The sequence below is a fragment of the Streptomyces sp. ISL-66 genome (assembly GCF_018614135.1).
Lineage (GTDB): Bacteria > Actinomycetota > Actinomycetes > Streptomycetales > Streptomycetaceae > Streptomyces.
Genome location: NZ_JAGGOW010000061.1, coordinates 1 through 19,979 on the forward strand (window position 1 = coordinate 1; position 19,979 = coordinate 19,979).

Annotated in this window: 15 protein-coding genes; 14 read left to right on the top strand and 1 reads right to left on the bottom strand. The window is 70.8% G+C overall.

Annotated elements, in window-relative coordinates:
* From J7E97_RS12800 to J7E97_RS12865, 14 genes are all read left to right on the top strand, one after another.
* Window positions 1-2,010, top strand: a 2,010-nt coding sequence (locus J7E97_RS12800; protein WP_215026063.1) for a penicillin-binding protein 2, incomplete at its 5' end; no start/stop codon positions are given.
* Window positions 2,007-3,722, top strand: a complete 1,716-nt coding sequence (locus J7E97_RS12805) for a UDP-N-acetylmuramoyl-L-alanyl-D-glutamate--2,6-diaminopimelate ligase (protein ID WP_215026067.1) — start codon at window positions 2,007-2,009, stop codon at window positions 3,720-3,722. The genes J7E97_RS12800 and J7E97_RS12805, both read left to right, overlap by 4 nt.
* A complete protein-coding gene (murF, locus tag J7E97_RS12810; protein ID WP_215026070.1) occupies window positions 3,719-5,143 on the top strand; it encodes a UDP-N-acetylmuramoyl-tripeptide--D-alanyl-D-alanine ligase in 1,425 nt (474 codons plus the stop codon). The genes J7E97_RS12805 and murF overlap by 4 nt, the downstream gene beginning before the upstream one ends.
* Window positions 5,140-6,210 carry a phospho-N-acetylmuramoyl-pentapeptide-transferase gene (gene mraY, locus J7E97_RS12815; protein WP_215026073.1) on the top strand — a complete coding sequence of 357 codons (1,071 nt, stop codon included), beginning with the start codon at window positions 5,140-5,142 and terminating at the stop codon, window positions 6,208-6,210. The genes murF and mraY overlap by 4 nt, the downstream gene beginning before the upstream one ends.
* On the top strand, window positions 6,207-7,637 hold the full coding sequence (murD, locus tag J7E97_RS12820; RefSeq protein WP_215026120.1) for a UDP-N-acetylmuramoyl-L-alanine--D-glutamate ligase: 1,431 nt from the start codon (window positions 6,207-6,209) through the stop codon (window positions 7,635-7,637). The genes mraY and murD overlap by 4 nt, the downstream gene beginning before the upstream one ends.
* Window positions 7,638-7,702: 65 nt before the next feature.
* Window positions 7,703-9,118, top strand: a complete 1,416-nt coding sequence (gene ftsW / locus J7E97_RS12825) for a putative lipid II flippase FtsW (protein ID WP_215026077.1) — start codon at window positions 7,703-7,705, stop codon at window positions 9,116-9,118.
* A gap of 6 nt (window positions 9,119-9,124) precedes the next feature.
* Window positions 9,125-10,219: an undecaprenyldiphospho-muramoylpentapeptide beta-N-acetylglucosaminyltransferase gene (murG, locus tag J7E97_RS12830; RefSeq protein ID WP_215026079.1), complete on the top strand. Its 1,095-nt coding sequence runs from the start codon at window positions 9,125-9,127 to the stop codon at window positions 10,217-10,219.
* Window positions 10,220-10,250: 31 nt separating this feature from the next.
* Entirely contained in the window at window positions 10,251-11,111 is an 861-nt protein-coding gene (locus tag J7E97_RS12835; protein ID WP_374224146.1) for a cell division protein FtsQ/DivIB, read from the top strand.
* 281 nt (window positions 11,112-11,392) lie between these two features.
* Window positions 11,393-12,589 (top strand): cell division protein FtsZ, encoded by a 1,197-nt coding sequence (ftsZ, locus tag J7E97_RS12840; RefSeq protein WP_215026082.1) that lies wholly within the window; start codon window positions 11,393-11,395, stop codon window positions 12,587-12,589.
* Entirely contained in the window at window positions 12,586-13,317 is a 732-nt protein-coding gene (pgeF, locus tag J7E97_RS12845) for a peptidoglycan editing factor PgeF (protein ID WP_215026085.1), read from the top strand. Before ftsZ ends, pgeF begins: the two co-directional genes overlap by 4 nt.
* 3 nt (window positions 13,318-13,320) lie before the next feature.
* Complete coding sequence (locus J7E97_RS12850; protein WP_215026089.1) at window positions 13,321-14,040, top strand: YggS family pyridoxal phosphate-dependent enzyme; 720 nt, start codon at window positions 13,321-13,323, stop codon at window positions 14,038-14,040.
* Window positions 14,041-14,191: 151 nt separating this feature from the next.
* Window positions 14,192-14,803, top strand: coding sequence for a cell division protein SepF (locus J7E97_RS12855; protein WP_215026093.1), 612 nt, complete (start codon window positions 14,192-14,194; stop codon window positions 14,801-14,803).
* 61 nt (window positions 14,804-14,864) lie between these two features.
* Window positions 14,865-15,161: a YggT family protein gene (locus J7E97_RS12860; RefSeq protein ID WP_112450285.1), complete on the top strand. Its 297-nt coding sequence runs from the start codon at window positions 14,865-14,867 to the stop codon at window positions 15,159-15,161.
* Window positions 15,162-15,243: 82 nt separating this feature from the next.
* Window positions 15,244-16,497, top strand: coding sequence for a DivIVA domain-containing protein (locus tag J7E97_RS12865; protein ID WP_215026097.1), 1,254 nt, complete (start codon window positions 15,244-15,246; stop codon window positions 16,495-16,497).
* Between the two features lie 168 nt (window positions 16,498-16,665).
* Here the strand turns inward: J7E97_RS12865 and ileS are convergent, their stop codons facing one another.
* Entirely contained in the window at window positions 16,666-19,824 is a 3,159-nt protein-coding gene (gene ileS / locus J7E97_RS12870; protein ID WP_215026099.1) for an isoleucine--tRNA ligase, read from the bottom strand.
* Window positions 19,825-19,979 lie beyond the last annotated feature (155 nt).

The window sequence follows — 19,979 nt, forward strand, 5'->3', positions numbered from 1 at the left end:
AGGCCCGGCGGGGACCGGGCGCGGGCCGCGGCCAGGCCGGCGGGGGCCAGGCCCGCCACCCGTCGCCCCGCGCCCGCCAGGAAGCCGCACACGATCCGGCTCGGCGCCCCCAAGCCCCGTCTGCGGCTGGTCAGCGTCGGGCTCACGCTCGTCATGCTGGCGTTCGTCGTGCGCCTGTTGCAGGTCCAGGCCGTCGACGCGTCCGCGTACTCCGCCAAGGCCTCCGAGAACCGGTTCGCCAGCCACACCCTGGCCGCCGAGCGCGGTGAGATCACCGACCGCAAGGGCGTCGCGCTCGCCACCAGCGTGGACGCGTACGACATCACCGCGGACCCGCACATGTTCACGCCGCAGGAGAGCAAGGCCCCGGACGCACCCGAGCAGGCCGCCGCCCTCCTCGCACCGATCATCGGCAAGGACGCCAAGGAGCTCACCGAGCGCCTGAAGACGAAGAACACCCGCTACGTCGTCCTCGCCCGCCGCCAGACCCCCCAGGTCTGGAACCAGATCAAGGACCTCAAGAAGGTCTTCGCCGAGAAGTCCGCCGCGGACAAGAGGAACAACGGGCCCGGCGCCAACGTCCTGGCCGGCGTGTTCAACGAGAACAGCAGCAAGCGCGTGTACCCGAACGGCGATCTCGCCGCCGGGATACTGGGTTACGTCAACGCCGAGGGCAAGGGCGCCGGAGGCCTGGAGTCCTCGCTCGACAAGAAACTGGCCGGCAAGGACGGCGAGCTCACCTACGCCCAGTCCGGCGGCCGCCGGGTGCCCACCGCCGGATCCAGCGAGAAGCCCGCCGTGCCCGGCGAGGACATCGAACTGACCATCGACCGCGACATCCAGTGGGCCGCGCAGAGCGCCATCTCCGAGCAGGTCGCCAAGTCGGAGGCCGACCGCGGCTACGTCATCGTCCAGGACACCCAGACCGGCGAGGTGCTGGCCATGGCCAACGCCCCCGGTTTCGACCCCAACGACCTGTCCAGGGCCAGCTCCGCCGCCATGGGCAACGCGGCCCTCCAGGACGTGTACGAGCCCGGCTCCACCGCCAAGGTGATGTCGATGGCCGCCGTGCTCGAGGAGAAGAAGGCGACCGCCGACACCCACGTCGAGGTCCCCAACCGGCTGCACCGGGGCGACCGGCTGTTCAAGGACGACATCGACCACGTGACCTGGTACCTGACCCTCAACGGGGTCCTCGCCAAGTCCTCCAACATCGGGACCATCCTGGCCACCGGCCAGCTCGGCCCGACGCAGCGCGACGCCAACAAGGTCCTGTACTCCTACCTGGACAAGTTCGGCATCGGGCGGCCCACCGGCCTGAACTACCCGGGGGAGTCCCGCGGCATCCTCGCCAAGCCCGAGGACTGGTCCACCTCCCAGCAGTACACGATCCCCTTCGGCCAGGGCCTGTCCCTCAACGCCATGCAGGCGGCCTCCGTCTACTCGACCATCGCCAACGGAGGCGTTCGCGTCCAGCCGACCCTGGTCCGCGGCACCAAGGGGCCCGACGGCCGCTTCACCCCGGCCCCGGCACCCCCGCAGAACCGCGTGGTCAGCCCGGAAACCGCCAAGACCCTCGCGCAAATGCTGGAGTCGGTGGTCGACGACCAGGAGGGCACCGGAACCAAGGCCCGGATCCCCGGCTACCGGGTAGGCGGCAAGACCGGCACGTCCAACCGGGTGGATCCGGCCACCGGCCGCTACAAGGGCTACACCGCTTCCTTCGCGGGCTTCGCGCCCGCCGACCGTCCCCGCATCACGGTCTACTGCGCCATCCAGAACCCCACCAAGGGCAGCTACTTCGGCGGCCAGATCTGCGGACCCATCTACAAGAAGGTCATGGAGTTCGCCCTCAAGACCCTCCAGGTCGCCCCCACCGGAACCGCCCCCGCCGGGCTCCCGGTCGACTACGAACCCGGCGCGCAGCCCCGTCCCCAGCCGAGCCCGCAGCCGGCCCGGACCGTCGGCCCGGCAGTCCCGCCCCAGAAAAGCGTGAGGCACCATCAGTGACAACGATCACCCCCGAACCCGGGAACCACGCGGGCACCGGCGCAGAGGCCGGACCCTCACTTCGCGGGCGGCCCACCGGGCCCGGTACGCTCACCGCCGTGTCCCACGCTGATCAGCCCAGAACCACCCAGAACGACGCCCCGGCAGCGCCGCCGGGAGCGCCACGCCCCCTGTCCGCCCGCCCGACCCCGCTCGGCGAGCTGGCGGACCTGCTGGGAGTCGAAGCCCCCGGCGCGCCGCCGCGCAGCGCCGGCGTACGGATCACCGGCATCACGCACGACTCCCGTGCCGTGCGTCCCGGAGACCTGTACGCGGCCCTGCCCGGCGCCAGGGTGCACGGCGCCGACTTCGCCGCGCAGGCGGCCGGGCTCGGCGCCGCCGCCGTGCTGACCGACCCGGCCGGCGCGGAGCGCGCGGCGGCCACCGGACTCCCGGTCCTCGCCGTCGCCGATCCGCGCGGCCGGATGGGCGAACTGGCCGCCGCGATCTACGGACGGCCGGGCGAGGGCCTGCTCCAGATCGGCATCACCGGCACCTCCGGCAAGACCACCACGGCGTACCTCGTCGAGGGCGGCCTGCGCGGCAGCGGACGGACGACGGGCCTCATCGGCACCGTCGAGATGCGCGTCGCGGACGAGCGCATCAAGTCCGAGCGCACCACCCCCGAGGCCACCGACCTGCAGGCGCTGTTCGCGGTCATGCGCGAACGCGGGGTCGAGGCCGTCGCCATGGAGGTCTCCAGCCACGCGCTGGTGCTCGGCCGGGTCGACGGCTGCGTCTTCGACGTGGCCGTCTTCAACAACCTCAGCCCGGAACACATGGAGTTCCACTCCGGCATGGAGGACTACTTCCAGGCCAAGGCGCAGCTCTTCACCGAGCGCCGGGCCCGCCTCGGAGTGGTCAACATCGACGACGAGTACGGCCGGCGCCTCGCCAAGGAGGCGGGGATCCCGGTCGTCACCTTCTCCGCCGCCGGCGATCCGGCCGCCGACTGGCGCGCCGAGGACGTGGTCTCGGGCCACACCGACTCGACCCTGACCCTGGTGGGCCCGGACGGGCAGCGCGTACGGGCCACCGCCCCGCTGCCCGGCCCGTTCAACGTGGCCAACACGGTCGCCGCGATCGTCACGCTCGCCGCCGCCGGCCTCGACCCGCAGGACGCCGCCGACGGAGTCGCCGCGGTGCCCGGGGTGCCCGGCCGGCTGGAGCGGGTCGACGCGGGACAGCCGTACCTGGCCGTCGTCGACTACGCGCACAAGACGGACGCCGTCGAATCGGTCCTCCGGGCCCTGCGCGAGGTCACCACCGGCAAACTGCACGTCGTGCTCGGCTGCGGCGGCGACCGCGACACCACCAAGCGGGGCCCGATGGGCGCCGCGGCCGCCCGGTTCGCCGACACCGCCGTGCTCACCTCCGACAACCCGCGCTCCGAGGACCCGCTGGCGATCCTCGCCGCGATGTTCGAAGGCGCTGTGTCCGTCCCCGCCGCCGAACGCGCGACCGTCCTCGTCGACGCCGACCGGGCGGCGGCCATCGCGGCGGCCGTCGCGCGCGCCGGGGCCGGGGACACCGTGCTGGTGGCCGGCAAGGGCCACGAGCAGGGCCAGGACACCGCAGGCGTCGTACGTCCCTTCGACGACCGGGCGGTCCTGCGCGCGGCCATCGAGACCCAAGCCCGACAGCGTGCCCGACAGGCCGAGGTGAACCAGTGATCGCCCTCTCCCTCGCCGAGATCGCCGACATCACCGGCGGGCGGCCCCACGACATACCGGATCCGTCCGTACGCATCACCGGGCCCGTGGTCATCGACTCCCGGCAGGTGGAGCCCGGCAGCCTGTTCGTCGCGTTCGCCGGCGAGCAGGTCGACGGTCACGACTACGCGGAGCGCGCGGTCGCCGCGGGCGCCGCGGCCGTCCTCGCGGCCCGGCCCGTCGGCGTACCCGCGGTGGTCGTTCCCGATGTGGAGAAGGCCCTCGGGGCCCTCGCCCGCGCCGTCGTCGAGCGTCTGGGCACCGACGTGGTGGCCCTGACCGGCTCCGCCGGGAAGACCTCCACCAAGGACCTCATCGCGCAGGTGCTCCAGGAGCACGCGCCCACGGTGTGGACGCCCGGCTCCCTCAACAACGAGATCGGCCTGCCGCTCACCGCGCTGAAGGCCACCGGGGAAACCCGGCACCTGGTACTGGAGATGGGCGCCCGGGGGATCGGCCACATCGCCTACCTCACCGGTCTGACGCCCCCGCGCATCGGCCTCGTGCTGAACGTCGGGACCGCCCACATCGGCGAGTTCGGCGGCCGCGAGCAGATCGCGCAGGCCAAGGGCGAGCTGGTGGAGTCCCTCCCGCCGGAGGCCGACGGCGGGATCGCCGTGCTGAACGCCGACGACCCCCTGGTCCGCCCGATGTCCGCCCGCACGAAGGCCCGTACGGTCCTCTTCGGTGAGGCCGAGGACGCCGACGTACGCGCCACCGATGTCCGCATGACACCGGGAGGACAACCCTCCTTCACACTCCACACACCCACCGGGTGCGGCGAAGTGACCTTGCGGCTGTACGGTGAGCACCACGTGTCGAACGCGCTCGCCGCGGCCGCCGTCGCCCACGTACTGGGCATGTCCACCCCGGAGATCGCCACCGCGCTCTCCGGAGCGGGCACCCTGTCCCGGTGGCGGATGGAGGTCACCGAGCGGGCGGACGGTGTGACGATCGTCAACGACGCCTACAACGCGAATCCCGAGTCCATGCGGGCCGCTCTGCGCGCGCTGGCCGCGATGGGCGGCGCCGCGAGGGCCAACGGGGGACGCACGTGGGCGGTGCTCGGTCCCATGGCCGAGCTCGGTGACGCGTCGCTGGCCGAGCACGACGCGGTGGGACGGCTCGCCGTCCGGCTCAACGTGAGCAAACTCGTCGCAGTCGGGGGCAGGGAAGCGTCCTGGCTGCAACTGGGCGCATATAACGAGGGTTCGTGGGGTGAGGAGTCGGTGCTCGTGTCCGACGCGCAGGCGGCGGTCGACCTGTTGCGCAGTGAATTGCGCCCGGGTGACGTCGTGCTGGTGAAGGCTTCCAGGTCCATTGGTCTGGAGCGGGTCGCGCTGGCGTTGCTGGAGCGCGAGGGCGAGGTCGCCGGCCGATGAGGCAGATCCTGTTCTCCGGAGTCATCGGACTCTTCCTCACGCTCATCGGCACCCCGCTGCTGATCAAGGGTCTGGCCCGCAAGGGCTACGGCCAGTTCATCCGTGACGACGGTCCGCGCGGCCACGCCGGGAAGAAGGGCACGCCCACCATGGGCGGCATCTCCTTCATCCTGGCCACGCTGATCGCGTACGCCCTCACCAAGGTGATCACCGGCAGTCAGCCGACCTTCTCGGGCCTCCTGGTCCTCCTGCTGATGGCCGGCATGGGCTTGGTCGGTTTCCTCGACGACTACATCAAGATCGTCAAGCAGCGCTCGCTCGGTCTGCGGGCCAAGGCCAAGATGTCCGGCCAGCTGATCGTCGGCATCGCCTTCGCGGTGCTCGCGCTCCAGTTCAAGGACGCCCGCGGGCTCGCCCCGGCCTCGACGAAGCTGTCGTTCGTCACGGACTTCGGCTGGTCCATCGGGCCGGTGCTGTTCGTGGTCTGGGCGCTGTTCATGATCCTGGCGATGTCCAACGGCGTGAACCTGACCGACGGACTGGACGGCCTGGCCACCGGCGCCGCCGTGATGGTCTTCGGCGCCTACACCTTCATCGGCGTCTGGCAGTACCAGGAGTCCTGCGCCAACGCGCAGACCCTGACCAACCCGGCCGCCTGTTTCGAGGTGAGGGACCCGCTGGACCTCGCGGTCGTCGCCTCCGCCCTGATGGGCGCCTGCTTCGGCTTCCTGTGGTGGAACACCTCGCCCGCCAAGATCTTCATGGGCGACACCGGTTCGCTGGCCCTCGGCGGCGCGCTCGCCGGCCTGGCCATCTGCTCCCGGACCGAGTTCCTGATGGCGCTGCTGGGCGGCCTGTTCGTCCTCATCACCATGTCGGTCGTCATCCAGGTCGGCTCCTTCAAGATGACCGGCAAGCGCGTCTTCCGGATGGCTCCGCTCCAGCACCACTTCGAACTCAAGGGGTGGTCCGAAGTCCTTGTCGTGGTCCGCTTCTGGATCATCCAGGGCATGTGCGTGATCGTGGGTCTCGGACTCTTCTACGCGGGATGGGCAGCCGACAAGTGACCTCCTGGCAGGGCAAGAACATCACCGTCGCCGGCCTCGGCGTGAGCGGCGTCAGCGCCGCCCGCGCCCTGGCCGGCCTCGGCGCCGTCGTGACCGTCGTCGACGGCGGCGACAGCGAGGGCCACCGCGAGCGCGCGGCGGAGCTGGAGGCGGCGGGGATCTCCGTACGCCTGGCGGACGCGGAGACCCTGCCCGAAGGCACGGACCTGGTCGTCACCTCGCCCGGCTGGAAGCCCGACAGCCCGCTGTTCGAGGCCGCCGCCGCGGCCGGTGTCGACGTCGTCGGAGACGTGGAGATCGCCTGGCGGCTGCGCGGCCCGGACGCCGCCCCCTGGCTCGCGATCACCGGCACCAACGGCAAGACCACCACCACGCAGATGCTCGCCTCGATCCTGAAGGCGGCCGGACTCAAGACGGCGGCCGTCGGGAACATCGGCACCCCGATCATCGACGTGGTCCTGGGCGAGGAGCCGTACCGCGATCTCGACGTGCTCGCCGTCGAGCTCTCCAGCTACCAGCTGCACTGGGCGCCCTCGCTGCGCGTCCACTCCGCGGCCGTCCTGAACCTGGCCCCCGACCACCTCGACTGGCACGGCTCGATGGAGGCCTACGCCGCCGACAAGGGCCGGATCTACGAGGGCAACACGGTGGCCTGCGTCTACAACGCGGACGCCGCCGACAACAAGGCCACCGAGAACCTGGTCATGGAGGCCGACGTCGAAGAGGGCTGCCGGGCGATCGGCTTCACCCTCGGCGCCCCCGGCCCCTCCATGCTCGGCGTGGTCGACGGCATCCTCGTCGACCGGGCCTTCGTGGACGACCGGCAGAAGAACGCCCAGGAACTCGCCGAGGTCGCGGACGTCAACCCGCCGGCCCCGCACAACATCGCCAACGCGCTCGCCGCGGCGGCCCTGGCCCGCGCCTTCGGCGTGAAGCCGAGCGCCGTCCGCGACGGACTGCGCGCCTTCCGGCCGGACGCGCACCGGGTCAGCCACGTGGACGAGGTGGACGGCGTCACGTACGTCGACGACTCCAAGGCCACCAACACCCACGCCGCCGAGGCCTCCCTGGCCGCCTTCGACCCGATCGTCTGGATCGCCGGAGGCCTCGCCAAGGGCGCGACCTTCGACGAGCTCGTACAGCGGTCGGCGAAGCGGCTGCGGGCCGCCGTGCTGATCGGCGCCGACCGGGCGCTGATCGCCGAGGCACTGGCGCGACACGCCCCGCAGGTCCCGGTCGTGGACCTCGAGCGGACCGACACTGGGGCGATGCTCGCGGCGGTCCGGGAAGCGGCCCGGCTCGCGGAGCCCGGCGACACGGTTCTGCTGGCGCCGGCCTGTGCCTCGATGGACATGTTCGCGAACTACAACAAGCGTGGGGACGCGTTCGCCGACGCGGTGCGCGAACTGGCCGCCGAGAAGGCCTAGCTCCGGGGCTCCCGCACCCGCCGGCCGCTCGCCTCGCCTCGTACGAGTGGAGGGGAAGATCACAGATGCCGGCCAAGCAAGTGCTGCCGGGACGGCGGCCGTCCGCCGCCAAAGCAGCCGGAACCGACAAGCCCGCGCGGTCCGTCAGGGCGCCCGGGACCGGCCGGGTGCTGGGCCGCGGGCGGCCCGTCGCGAGCGCGAAGCGGTCCGCCGCGGGCGGGCCGCTGGCCGGGTTCCGGCGTACGCAGAGCCGGCTCCGCCGGGCCTGGGACCGGCCGCTCACCGCGTACTACCTGATCTTCGGCAGCTCGCTGCTCATCACCGTGCTCGGCCTGGTGATGGTCTATTCCGCCTCGATGATCAAGGCCCTCCAGCTCGGCCTGGGCGACGCGTACTTCTTCAAGAAGCAGTTCCTGGCGGCCCTGATCGGCACCGTGCTGCTCCTGGTCGCCTCCCGGATGCCCGTCAAGCTCCACCGGGCGCTGTCCTATCCGGTGCTGACCGGCACGCTCTTCCTGATGGTCCTGGTCCAGGTCCCCGGGATAGGGGTCTCGATCAACGGCAACCAGAACTGGATCTCCCTCGGCGGTCCGTTCATGCTCCAGCCCAGCGAGTTCGGCAAACTGGCACTGATCCTGTGGGGCGCCGACCTGCTCGCGCGCAAGGGGGACAAGGACCTGCTGAGCCAGTGGAAGCACCTGCTGGTGCCGCTGGTCCCGGTCACCTTCCTGCTGCTCGGGCTCATCATGCTGGGCGGCGACATGGGCACCGCGATGATCCTCGGGGCCATCCTGTTCGGCCTGTTGTGGCTGGCCGGGGCGCCGACGCGGATGTTCGCGGGCGTACTGGCCTTCGCGGGTCTGCTCGTCGTGCTGCTCATCAAGACCAGCCCGCACCGCATGGACCGGCTCGCCTGCATCGGGGCGACCGAACCGGGCAGGAACGACCTCTGCTGGCAGGCCGTCCACGGAATCTATGCCCTGGCCTCCGGCGGATGGTTCGGTTCCGGTCTGGGCGCCAGTGTGGAAAAATGGGGGCAACTGCCAGAGGCCCACACCGACTTCATCTTCGCCATCACCGGCGAGGAACTGGGGCTGGCGGGGACACTGTCGGTGCTCGCCCTGTTCGCGGCCCTAGGCTATGCGGGTATCCGCGTGGCCGGACGCACGGAGGACCCCTTCGTACGGTTTGCCGCGGGAGGCGTGACCACCTGGATCACGGCACAGGCCGTGATCAACATCGGTGCGGTGCTCGGCCTGTTGCCGATCGCCGGGGTCCCGCTCCCGCTGTTCTCCTACGGGGGGTCGGCCCTGCTGCCGACCATGTTCGCGGTCGGACTGCTCATCGCGTTCGCGCGTGAGGAGCCGGCGGCACGCGCGGCCCTCGCGATGCGAAGGCCGCGGAAGGGCCGGCCGCGGACCGGCTGGAGATGGAAGTCAATGAGACGGCGCGTCAAGAAGCGTCCGTCCGGAGAGCGGTGAATTTCGGTGCATGTCGTACTCGCTGGTGGGGGGACCGCCGGCCACATCGAGCCAGCGCTCGCCCTCGCGGACGCCCTGCGCAGGCAGGACCCTTCCGTGGGCATCACCGCCCTCGGCACGGAACGCGGACTCGAAACCCGCCTGGTGCCGGAGCGCGGCTACGAGCTGGGACTGATCCCTGCCGTCCCGCTGCCCCGTAGGCCAACGCCCGAGCTGATCACCGTCCCCGGACGGCTGCGCGGCACCATCAAGGCCGCCGAGCAGATCCTGGAGCGCACCAAGGCCGACTGCGTCGTCGGCTTCGGCGGCTACGTGGCCCTGCCCGGCTACCTCGCGGCCAAGCGCCTCGGGGTGCCGATCATCGTCCACGAGGCCAACGCCCGGCCCGGCCTGGCCAATAAGATCGGCTCCCGGTACGCGCACGCCGTCGCGGTCTCCACGCCCGACAGCAAGCTGCGCGGCGCCCGCTACATCGGCATCCCGCTGCGCCGGTCCATCTCCACCCTCGACCGGGCCGCGGTCCGCCCGGAGGCGCGCGCCGCCTTCGGGCTCGACCCCAACCTGCCGACGCTGCTGGTCTCCGGCGGCTCGCAGGGCGCCCGCCGCCTCAACGAGGTGATCCAGCAGGTCGCTCCGGTCCTCCAGCGCTCCGGGATCCAGATCCTGCACGCGGTCGGCCCGAAGAACGAACTGCCGCGTGTCGACAACATGCCCGGGATGCCGCCTTATGTGCCGGTACCGTACGTGGACCGGATGGACCTCGCGTACGCCGCCGCCGACATGATGCTGTGCCGCGCGGGTGCGATGACCGTCGCCGAACTCTCCGCCGTCGGGCTGCCCGCCGCCTACGTCCCGCTGCCCATCGGCAACGGCGAACAGCGGCTCAACGCCCAGCCGGTGGTCAAGGCCGGCGGCGGACTGCTCGTGGACGACGCGGAACTGACGCCCGACTGGGTGCTCGGCCAGATCCTCCCGGTCCTCGCCGACCCGCACCGCCTGTACGAGATGTCCCGCGCGGCCGCAGAGTTCGGCCGACGGGACGCCGACGAGCTGCTGGTCGGCATGGTGTACGAGGCGATCGCCGCCAACCGGACCCGCTGAGGCGGGAGGCACAGACCCAGGAGGCACAGGAGTGGCCGGAGCGAGCACCGCACAGCGCGGCAGTCCCGGGGCCGCGGGGAACGGGCCCGGTTCCACCAAGCGACCCAAGGCTCCCAAAGCCCCCAAGTCGCCCAAACCGCCACGTGCATCCGGCCCGGCGGGCCCGGGCGGGCCCCTCCTGAGGGGCCTGCGCCGGGGCCCCGTCCTGGTCGCCGGGCTCGTCCTGGCGGCGCTCCTGGCCGCCGGGTGCGCCTGGGTGCTCTACGGCTCCTCCTGGCTCCGGGTCGAGAAGGTCACCGCGGGCGGCACCGAGATCCTGACCTCGCAGCAGGTGCTCCTCGCGGCGGCCGTACCCGTCGGCGCGCCCATGGTGTCCGTGGACACGGACGAGATCGAAGCCCGGCTCCGCGGCCGGCTGCCCCGTATCGATTCGGTCGACGTGGTGCGTGCCTGGCCGCACGGAATCGGGCTGAAGGTGACGGAACGCAAGCCGGTCCTGCTCATCAAAAAGGACGCGGGCTTCGAGGAAGTGGACGCTTCGGGTGTGCGATTCGACACGGTCGCGAAAGCACCCGGCGGCGTTCCGGTCCTCGAATTGAGCGTGGACCGGTCCGCGAGCGGCCGCCGTTTCGACGAGGATCGGCTGCTGCACGAGGCCGTCGGGGTCGCCGGCGGCCTTCGGCAGGCCATCCGCAAGGAGACCGTGCAGGTCAAGGTGGGCTCGTACGACTCGGTGGTACTGGAGTTGACGCGGGGCCGGACCGTGATCTGGGGGAGCGGCGAACAGGGTGACGCGAAGGGACGCGCTCTGACGGCGCTGCTGAAGGCCTCGCCCAAGGCCGATCGGTTCGATGTGAGCGTCCCCACCGCCCCGGCGGTGTCCGGTAGTTGACGTCCGGTCGAACAGCGGCGCACCCTGGTTGGCCAGCGATACGGGTGATCACATAGGGTGAAAAGAAAAACGGGAGGTTCGGCGTGTTCGTTGAACACGCGCTACTTGTCGACTTAGTGTCCTGTTCGGGAGATTCCAAGGAACAGACACACTCATAACCCTAAACTTCAGGGTTAGGGTTCGGGTCGGCGTGTACGGACCGTTCCCAATTTCGGCATCAGTCGTCGCACCGCAGGCCCGCGAGGCGAACGACACGTAACTCGAGGCGAGAGGCCTTCGACGTGGCAGCACCGCAGAACTACCTCGCAGTCATCAAGGTCATCGGTGTCGGCGGCGGTGGTGTCAATGCCATCAACCGAATGATCGAGGTCGGTCTCAAGGGCGTCGAGTTCATCGCCATCAACACGGACGCCCAGGCGCTGTTGATGAGCGACGCCGACGTCAAGCTCGACGTCGGCCGCGAACTCACCCGCGGCCTTGGCGCCGGCGCCAACCCGGATGTCGGCCGCAAGGCGGCAGAGGACCACCGCGAGGAGATCGAGGAGGTCCTCAAGGGGGCCGACATGGTCTTCGTGACCGCCGGCGAGGGCGGCGGCACCGGCACCGGCGGCGCACCCGTCGTCGCCAACATCGCGCGCTCGCTCGGCGCCCTGACGATCGGTGTGGTCACCCGGCCGTTCACCTTCGAGGGTCGGCGCCGCGCGAACCAGGCGGAGGACGGCATCGCCCAGCTCCGCGAACAGGTCGACACCCTCATCGTCATCCCCAACGACCGACTGCTGTCCATCTCGGACCGCCAGGTCAGCGTGCTCGACGCCTTCAAGTCGGCCGACCAGGTCCTGCTGTCCGGCGTCCAGGGCATCACCGATCTCATCACCACCCCCGGCCTGATCAACCTCGACTTCGCGGACGTCAAGTCCGTGATGTCCGAGGCCGGCTCGGCACTGATGGGCATCGGCTCGGCCCGCGGCGACGACCGCGCGGTGGCCGCGGCCGAGATGGCCATCTCCTCGCCGCTGCTGGAGGCGTCCATCGACGGCGCCCGTGGCGTGCTGCTCTCGATCTCCGGCGGCTCGGACCTCGGTCTCTTCGAGATCAACGAGGCCGCGCAGCTGGTCAGCGAGGCCGCGCACCCCGAGGCGAACATCATCTTCGGCGCCGTCATCGACGACGCGCTCGGCGACGAGGTGCGGGTCACCGTGATCGCGGCCGGGTTCGACGGCGGACAGCCCCCGGCCCGCCGGGACAACGTCATCGGCGCCGTGTCCACCAAGCGCGAGGAGCCGGCCCCGGCTCCGGTCCGCTCCGCCGAGCCGGTCCGTCCGGCCTTCGGCGGACTGGGCACGGTCACCCCGCGCGAGGAGCCCGCGCACGCGCCGGCCCCGGTCGCCGAGGCGCCCGCGCCGCAGGTCCCGACCGCCCGGCCGTACCAGGACAGCCCGGCCGAGGAACTGGATGTCCCGGACTTCTTGAAGTGACGCTGGAGCAGCACAGCGAGAGCGGCGCCCACTTCGCCTTCACCGACCGGTGGGGCGGGGTGAGCGCCGTTCCGTACGAAGGGCTCAACCTCGGCGGCGCGGTCGGAGACGACCCGGCCGCCGTTCGCGCGAACCGGGCGGCCGCGGTGGACCGCCTGGGCATCGCACCGGACCGGGTGGTCTGGATGAACCAGGTGCACGGGCGCGAGGTGGCCGTGGTCGACGGCCCGTGGGCCGCCGGTTCGGACATCCCCTCCGTGGACGCGCTGGTGACCACCCGTCGGGGGCTCGCCCTCGCGGTCCTCACCGCCGACTGCACGCCCGTCCTGCTGGCCGACCCGGTCGCCGGCATCGCGGGAGCCGTCCACGCCGGGCGGCCCGGACTGGTCGCCGGGGTCGTGACCGCCGCCGTCGAGGCGATGGTCTCGCTGGGCGCGGAGCCCGCGCGCATGATCGCCCGTACCGGACCGGCGGTGTGCGGGCGCTGTTACGAGGTCCCCGCCGAGATGCGGGAGGCGGTCGCCGAAGTGGTGCCGGCCTCCTACGCCGAGACAAGCTGGGGGACACCGGCCGTCGACGTGGTCGCCGGGGTGCACGCGCAGCTGGCCGGGGCGGGGGTGGTGGACGCGTACCGCTCCCCGGTCTGCACACTGGAGTCGCGGGACCACTTCTCGTACCGCCGCGACCGGGTGACCGGGCGGCTTGCCGGATATGTCTGGTTGGACTGAGGGATGACGGATCGTAAGGCCGAGCTGGCCGAAAGCCTCGCGCGGGTGGAGGGACGCATCGGCGCCGCTTGCGCCGCGGCGGGACGCGCGAGGGAAGAGGTGACCCTCATCGTGGTCACCAAGACCTACCCGGCGAGCGACGTACGACTGCTGGCGGACCTGGGTGTCCGTCACGTGGCGGAAAATCGTGACCAGGACGCCGCCCCCAAGGCCGCGGCCTGTGCGGATCTGCCGCTCACCTGGCACTTCGTCGGTCAGCTGCAGACGAACAAAGTCCGTTCCGTGGCGGGATACGCGCACATCGTGCAGTCGGTCGACCGGCCGAAGCTCGTCACGGCCCTCTCGGCCGCGGCGCGGGGAGCCGGACGCGAACTCGGCTGCCTCGTACAGATCGCCCTCGACGCGGAGGCGGGCGAGCGGGGGTCCCGCGGCGGAGCCGCACCCGAGCAGCTCGCGGAACTGGCGGACCTCGTGGCGGCGGCGCCCGGACTGCGCATCGACGGACTGATGACGGTCGCTCCGCTGGCCGGGCAGTTCGCGGGACGCGAACAAGCCGCTTTCGAGCAGCTGGTGGAATTGTCATCCCGCCTGCGCGCGGACCATCCGGGTGCCACGATGGTGTCGGCCGGAATGAGCGCGGACCTGGAACTGGCCGTTGCGGCCGGTGCGACACATGTACGCGTCGGCACTGCGGTACTCGGCGCGAGACCCCGGCTCGGGTAACGTCGCGAAGAAAGTCGGACCACAGCAGAAAATATGGTCATTACCGCTGATCAGCGGACAGACCACGTGGATCGCGGGCAGTTGGTGACATTCGTGACACGGCGAGACACCTGCGACAGGGCGATCCACCACAGAGCGGAGGACTCAGAGAATGGCCGGCGCGATGCGCAAGATGGCGGTCTACCTCGGCCTCGTGGAGGACGACCGGTACGACAACCCGGGGTACGACCCCGACGACGAGTTCGAGCCCGAGCCGGAACCGGAACGGGAGCGTCGGCGACAGCAACCCGCTTCACATGTAACGCCCGTATCGGACGAACCGGTACGAATCTCTCAGCCCCCGGCGCAGAGGGAAGCCGTCCCAATTCCGGTTGAAAACGGACGTCCTGCGCGAATTGCCCCCGTGGCATCCATCACACCCGAACGCTCGATTCTGGAGAAGAACGCACCCGTGATCATGCCCAAGGTCGTCTCCGAGCGGGAGCCGTACCGCATCACGACGCTGCACCCCCGGACCTACAACGAGGCCCGTACCATCGGGGAACACTTCCGTGAGGGCACTCCGGTGATCATGAACCTCACGGAGATGGACGACACGGACGCGAAGCGTCTCGTCGACTTCGCCGCCGGTCTCGTGTTCGGTCTGCACGGCAGCATTGAACGAGTGACACAGAAGGTGTTCCTGCTGTCGCCTGCTAACGTCGATGTCACGGCGGAGGACAAGGCCCGCATCGCGGAGGGCGGGTTCTTCAACCAAAGCTAGACCGATCCGTCAGATACGGGGACCGGGAACAGAGCGAGAGCAGGGGAGAGGGAAGCGCGGGATGGGCGTCGCACTGCAAGTGGTCTACATCGCGCTGATGTGCTTCCTGATCGTGCTGATCTTCCGACTGGTCATGGACTACGTGTTCCAGTTCGCACGTTCATGGACGCCCGGCAAGGCGATGGTGGTCGTTTTGGAGGCCACCTACACTGTCACCGATCCACCGCTCAAGCTTCTCCGGCGGCTCATCCCGCCGTTGCGTCTCGGGGGCGTGGCACTCGACCTGTCCTTCTTCGTTCTGATGATCATCGTTTACATCCTCATCAGTTTCGTGAGCACCGCTGCGAGAAGTGTGTGAACGATGTGCTTCCCCGCGGGCGCGGGGACAGTCCCGATCCGGTCTTGCCGACTGCCGACGACTACGTAGAGGTGAAGAAGACATGCCGCTGACCCCCGAGGACGTGCGGAACAAGCAGTTCACGACCGTCCGCCTCCGAGAAGGCTATGACGAGGACGAGGTCGATGCCTTCCTCGACGAGGTCGAGTCCGAACTGACGCGCCTGCTGCGCGAGAACGAGGACCTGCGCGCCAAGCTCGCGGCCGCCACGCGTGCCGCCGCGCAGAACCAGCAGCAGCAGGGCATGCGCAAGCCGGAGCCCCAGGACCAGCGCGGCCCCGGTGCCCCCGTGCCCGCGGCCATATCCGGCCCGCCGCAGCAGCAGCAGCAGCCCCAGATGGGTCCGCCGCAGCTTCCGGGCGGACAGCCGCAGCTGCCCGCCGGCCCCGGTGGGCACGGACAGCAGGGTCCGGGCCAGATGGGCGGCCCCATGCAGCAGCACACCATGGGTGGGCAGCAGCAGATGGGCCAGCAGCACATGGGCCAGCAGCAGATGGGCCAGCAGGGCATGGGTCAGCAGGGCCCCGGCCCGATGGGCAACCCCATGCAGCAGCAGTCCATGGGCGGCCAGAACCCCCTCGGTCAGCCGATGGGCCAGCAGATGCAGCCGATGGGGCAGCAGATGCAGCCCATGGGTCAGCAGATGCACCAGCAGCAGCAGCCGCAGCAGCTCCCGCAGCAGGGCCCCGGTGGCGACAGTGCCGCCCGCGTCCTCTCGCTCGCGCAGCAGACCGCCGACCAGGCGATCGCGGAGGCCCGCTCCGAGGCCAACAAGATCGTCGGCGAGGCCCGTTCGCGCGCCGAGGGCCTGGAGCGGGACGCCCGCGCCAAGGCCGACGCGCTGGAGCGGGACGCGCAGGAGAAGCACCGCGTCGCGATGGGCTCCCTGGAGTCCGCCCGCGCCACGCTGGAGCGCAAGGTCGAGGACCTGCGAGGCTTCGAGCGTGAGTACCGGACCCGTCTGAAGTCCTACCTCGAGTCGCAGCTGCGCCAGCTGGAGACCCAGGCCGACGACTCGCTGGCTCCGCCGCGGAACCCGGCCGGTCCCGCGCTGCCGCCGTCGCCGTCCCCGTCGATGGCCCCGGCCGGTGCGATGCACTCCATGGGTGGCCCGTCGATGGGTGGCCCGTCGCCCATGGGCGGTCCCTCGCCGATGGCCCCGTCCTACGGTGGCCAGCAGCAGATGTCCCCGGCGATGACGCAGCCGATGGCGCCGGTGCGACCGGTCGCTCCGCAGCCGATGCAGCAGGCGCCGTCTCCGATGCGGGGCTTCCTGATCGACGAGGACGACAACTAAGCGGTACCCGTCGGCAGACGGTCGGGCCGGGGGCGGGTGCCGCTGCGCGGGGCGAGGTCCCCGCCCGGTGCTCGCACCGTTCCCTGGGGCGGAGCCCCAGGGATAGGGGAGGAGAAACAGCTGTGGCCCGGTGCCCCCGGAGGGGCGCCGGGCCACGGGCCGGGGGGGTTACGCCTTGCGGAGGCGGAACGTCAGGGCGAGGGACTCGTCCGTGAACGGGTCACCGTACGACGCGTCGGCCTCGGCGGCGGCGTAGTCCGTGGCGAGGACCTCGTCCGCGATGAGGCCCGCGTGGTCCGTCAGGGCCGTCACGACCTCCGGGTCCGTCGAGGACCACCGCAGGGCGATGCGGTCCGCGACGTCCAGGCCCGAGTTCTTCCGGGCCTCCTGGATCAGGCGGATCGCGTCACGGGCCAGGCCCGCCAGCCGCAGCTCCGCGGTGATCTCCAGGTCGAGGGCGACCGTCGCGCCGGAGTCGGACGCCACCGACCAGCCCTCGCGCGGGGTTTCGGTGATGATGACCTCCTCGGGGGTGAGGGTGACGGGGGAGCCGTCGACCTCCACCGTCGCCCCGCCGGAGCGAAGCGCCAGGGACAGGGCCGCCGCGTCCGCCGCGGCCACGGCCTTCGCCACGTCCTGCACGCCCTTGCCGAAGCGCTTGCCCAGCGCCCGGAAGTTCGCCTTCGCCGTGGTGTCCACCAGGGACCCGCCGACCTCCGAGAGGGAGGCCAGGGAGGAGACGTTCAGCTCCTCCGTGATCTGGGAGCGGAGCTCCGGGGACAGGGCCTCGAAGCCCGTCACCGCGACCAGTGCGCGGGACAGCGGCTGGCGCGTCTTCACGCCGGACTCGGCCCGCGTCGCGCGGCCCAGCTCCACGAGGCGGCGTACCAGCAGCATCTGCTGCGAGAGGACCGGGTCGATCGCCGCGGTGTCCGCGACCGGCCAGGTGGACAGGTGCACCGACTCCGGGGCGTCCGGGGTGACCGGAACGATCATGTCCTGCCAGACCCGCTCGGTGATGAAGGGGGTGAGCGGGGCGAGGAGGCGGGTGACCGTCTCCACGACCTCGTGCAGCGTGCGCAGCGCGGCCGCGTCGCCCTGCCAGAAGCGGCGGCGCGAGCGGCGGACGTACCAGTTGGAGAGGTCGTCCACGAAGGAGGAGAGGAGCTTGCCGGCGCGCTGGGTGTCGTACGACTCCATCGCCTCGGTGACCCCGCTCGTGAGGGCGTGGAGTTCCGAGAGGAGCCAGCGGTCGAGGACGGTGCGGTCCGCCGGCGCCGGGTCCGAGGCGGACGGGGCCCAGTTCGACGTGCGGGCGTACAGGGCCTGGAAGGCGACCGTGTTCCAGTACGTGAGGAGGGTCTTGCGGACGACCTCCTGGATCGTGCCGTGGCCGACGCGCCGCGCCGCCCACGGGGAGCCGCCGGCCGCCATGAACCAGCGGACCGCGTCCGCGCCGTGCTGGTCCATGAGCGGGATGGGCTGGAGGGTGTTGCCCAGGTGCTTGGACATCTTGCGGCCGTCCTCGGCGAGGATGTGGCCCAGGCAGACCACGTTCTCGTAGGAGGACTTGTCGAAGACGAGGGTGCCGACGGCCATGAGGGTGTAGAACCACCCGCGCGTCTGGTCGATGGCCTCCGAGATGAACTGCGCCGGGTAGCGCTTCTCGAAGATCTCCTTGTTCTTGTGCGGGTAGCCCCACTGCGCGAACGGCATCGAACCCGAGTCGTACCAGGCGTCGATGACTTCCGGGACGCGGACGGCTTCGAGGGAGCAGCCCTCGGCCGTGCAGGGGAAGGTGACCTCGTCGATGTACGGGCGGTGCGGGTCCAGGTTCGAGTGGTCCTGCCCGGACAGCTCGCTCAGCTCGGCGCGCGAGCCGACGCAGGTGAGGTGGTTCTCCTCGCAGCGCCAGATAGGCAGCGGGGTGCCCCAGTAGCGGTTGCGGGAGAGCGACCAGTCGACGTTGTTGTTCAGCCAGTCGCCGAAGCGGCCCTGCTTGACCGAGTCGGGGAACCAGTTCGTCTTCTCGTTCTCCCGCAGCATCGCGTCCTTGACGGCGGTGGTGCGGACGTACCAGGACGGCTGCGCGTAGTACAGCAGCGCGGTGTGGCAGCGCCAGCAGTGCGGGTAGCTGTGCTCGTAGGCGATGTGCTTGAAGAGCAGGCCGCGCGCGTCGAGGTCGGCGGTCAGCTTCTCGTCGGCCTTCTTGAAGAAGACGCCGCCGACGAGCGGGACCTGCTCCTCGAAGGTGCCGTCGGGGCGGACCGGGTTCACGACGGGCAGGCCGTACGCGCGGCAGACCGCGAGGTCGTCGGCGCCGAAGGCGGGGGACTGGTGGACCAGACCTGTGCCGTCCTCGGTCGTGACGTACTCGGCGTTCACGACGTAGTGGGCCGGGGCCGGGAACTCGACGAGCGAGAACGGGCGCTCGTACGTCCAGCGCTCCATCTCCTTGCCCGTGAAGGTCTCGCCGGTGGCCTCCCAGCCCTCGCCGAGGGACTTCTCCAGCAGCGGCTGGGCTACGACCAGCTTCTCGGAGTCCTCGCCGCCGGTACGGCGCGCGACCACGTACGTGACGTCGGGGTGCGCGGCGACGGCGGTGTTGGACACCAGGGTCCACGGGGTCGTCGTCCAGACCAGCAGCGCCGCCTCGCCCGCGAGGGGGCCGGAGGTCAGCGGGAAGCGGACGTAGACCGAGGGGTCGACGACCGTCTCGTAGCCCTGCGCCAGCTCGTGGTCCGAGAGGCCGGTGCCGCAGCGCGGGCACCAGGGGGCGACGCGGTGGTCCTGGGTGAGCAGGCCCTTGTTGAAGATCTCCTTCAGCGACCACCACACGGACTCGACGTACTCGGGGTCCATGGTCCGGTAGGCGTCGTCCAGGTCGACCCAGTAGCCCATCCGGGTCGTGAGCTCGGTGAACGCGTCGGTGTGGCGGGTCACGGACTCGCGGCACTTGGCGTTGAACTCGGCGATGCCGTACGCCTCGATGTCCTTCTTGCCGTTGAAGCCCAGCTCCTTCTCGACGGCGAGCTCGACGGGCAGGCCGTGACAGTCCCAGCCGGCCTTGCGGGCCACGTGGTAGCCGCGCATGGTGCGGAAGCGGGGGAAGACGTCCTTGAAGACGCGGGCCTCGATGTGGTGCGCGCCGGGCATGCCGTTGGCCGTGGGCGGGCCCTCGTAGAAGACCCACTCGGGGCGGCCCTCGGACTGCTCCAGGGTCTTGGCGAAGGTCTTGCTCTCGTGCCAGAAGTCGAGGACCGCGTGCTCGAGGGCAGGCAGGTCGACCTGGGCGGGTACCGGGCGGTACTGGGGCGGTGTGGTCATGAGGCTGAACTCTTCCTCCGGCGGGGTGTCACTTCCGTCCGGAGGGACGAGAGCCGCCTTCCCTTGGATCAGGGACCAGCCGCTCCCGCGGTACCACCCTCCTTGGCCTCCGGACGTGTGGTCCGAGGGCCCCCTCATTGGGGTGCGAAGCCGGT

Bases quoted from the DNA above. Each gene is read 5' to 3' on its own strand.
- mraY (WP_215026073.1), top strand. From the start codon at position 5,140: ATGAGGCAGATCCTGTTCTCCGGAGTCATCGGACTCTTCCTCACGCTC.
- ftsW (WP_215026077.1), top strand. From the start codon at position 7,703: ATGCCGGCCAAGCAAGTGCTGCCGGGACGGCGGCCGTCCGCCGCCAAA.
- J7E97_RS12850 (WP_215026089.1), top strand. From the start codon at position 13,321: ATGACGGATCGTAAGGCCGAGCTGGCCGAAAGCCTCGCGCGGGTGGAG.
- J7E97_RS12855 (WP_215026093.1), top strand. From the start codon at position 14,192: ATGGCCGGCGCGATGCGCAAGATGGCGGTCTACCTCGGCCTCGTGGAG.
- J7E97_RS12860 (WP_112450285.1), top strand. From the start codon at position 14,865: ATGGGCGTCGCACTGCAAGTGGTCTACATCGCGCTGATGTGCTTCCTG.
- J7E97_RS12865 (WP_215026097.1), top strand. From the start codon at position 15,244: ATGCCGCTGACCCCCGAGGACGTGCGGAACAAGCAGTTCACGACCGTC.
- ileS (WP_215026099.1), bottom strand. From the start codon at position 19,824: ATGACCACACCGCCCCAGTACCGCCCGGTACCCGCCCAGGTCGACCTG.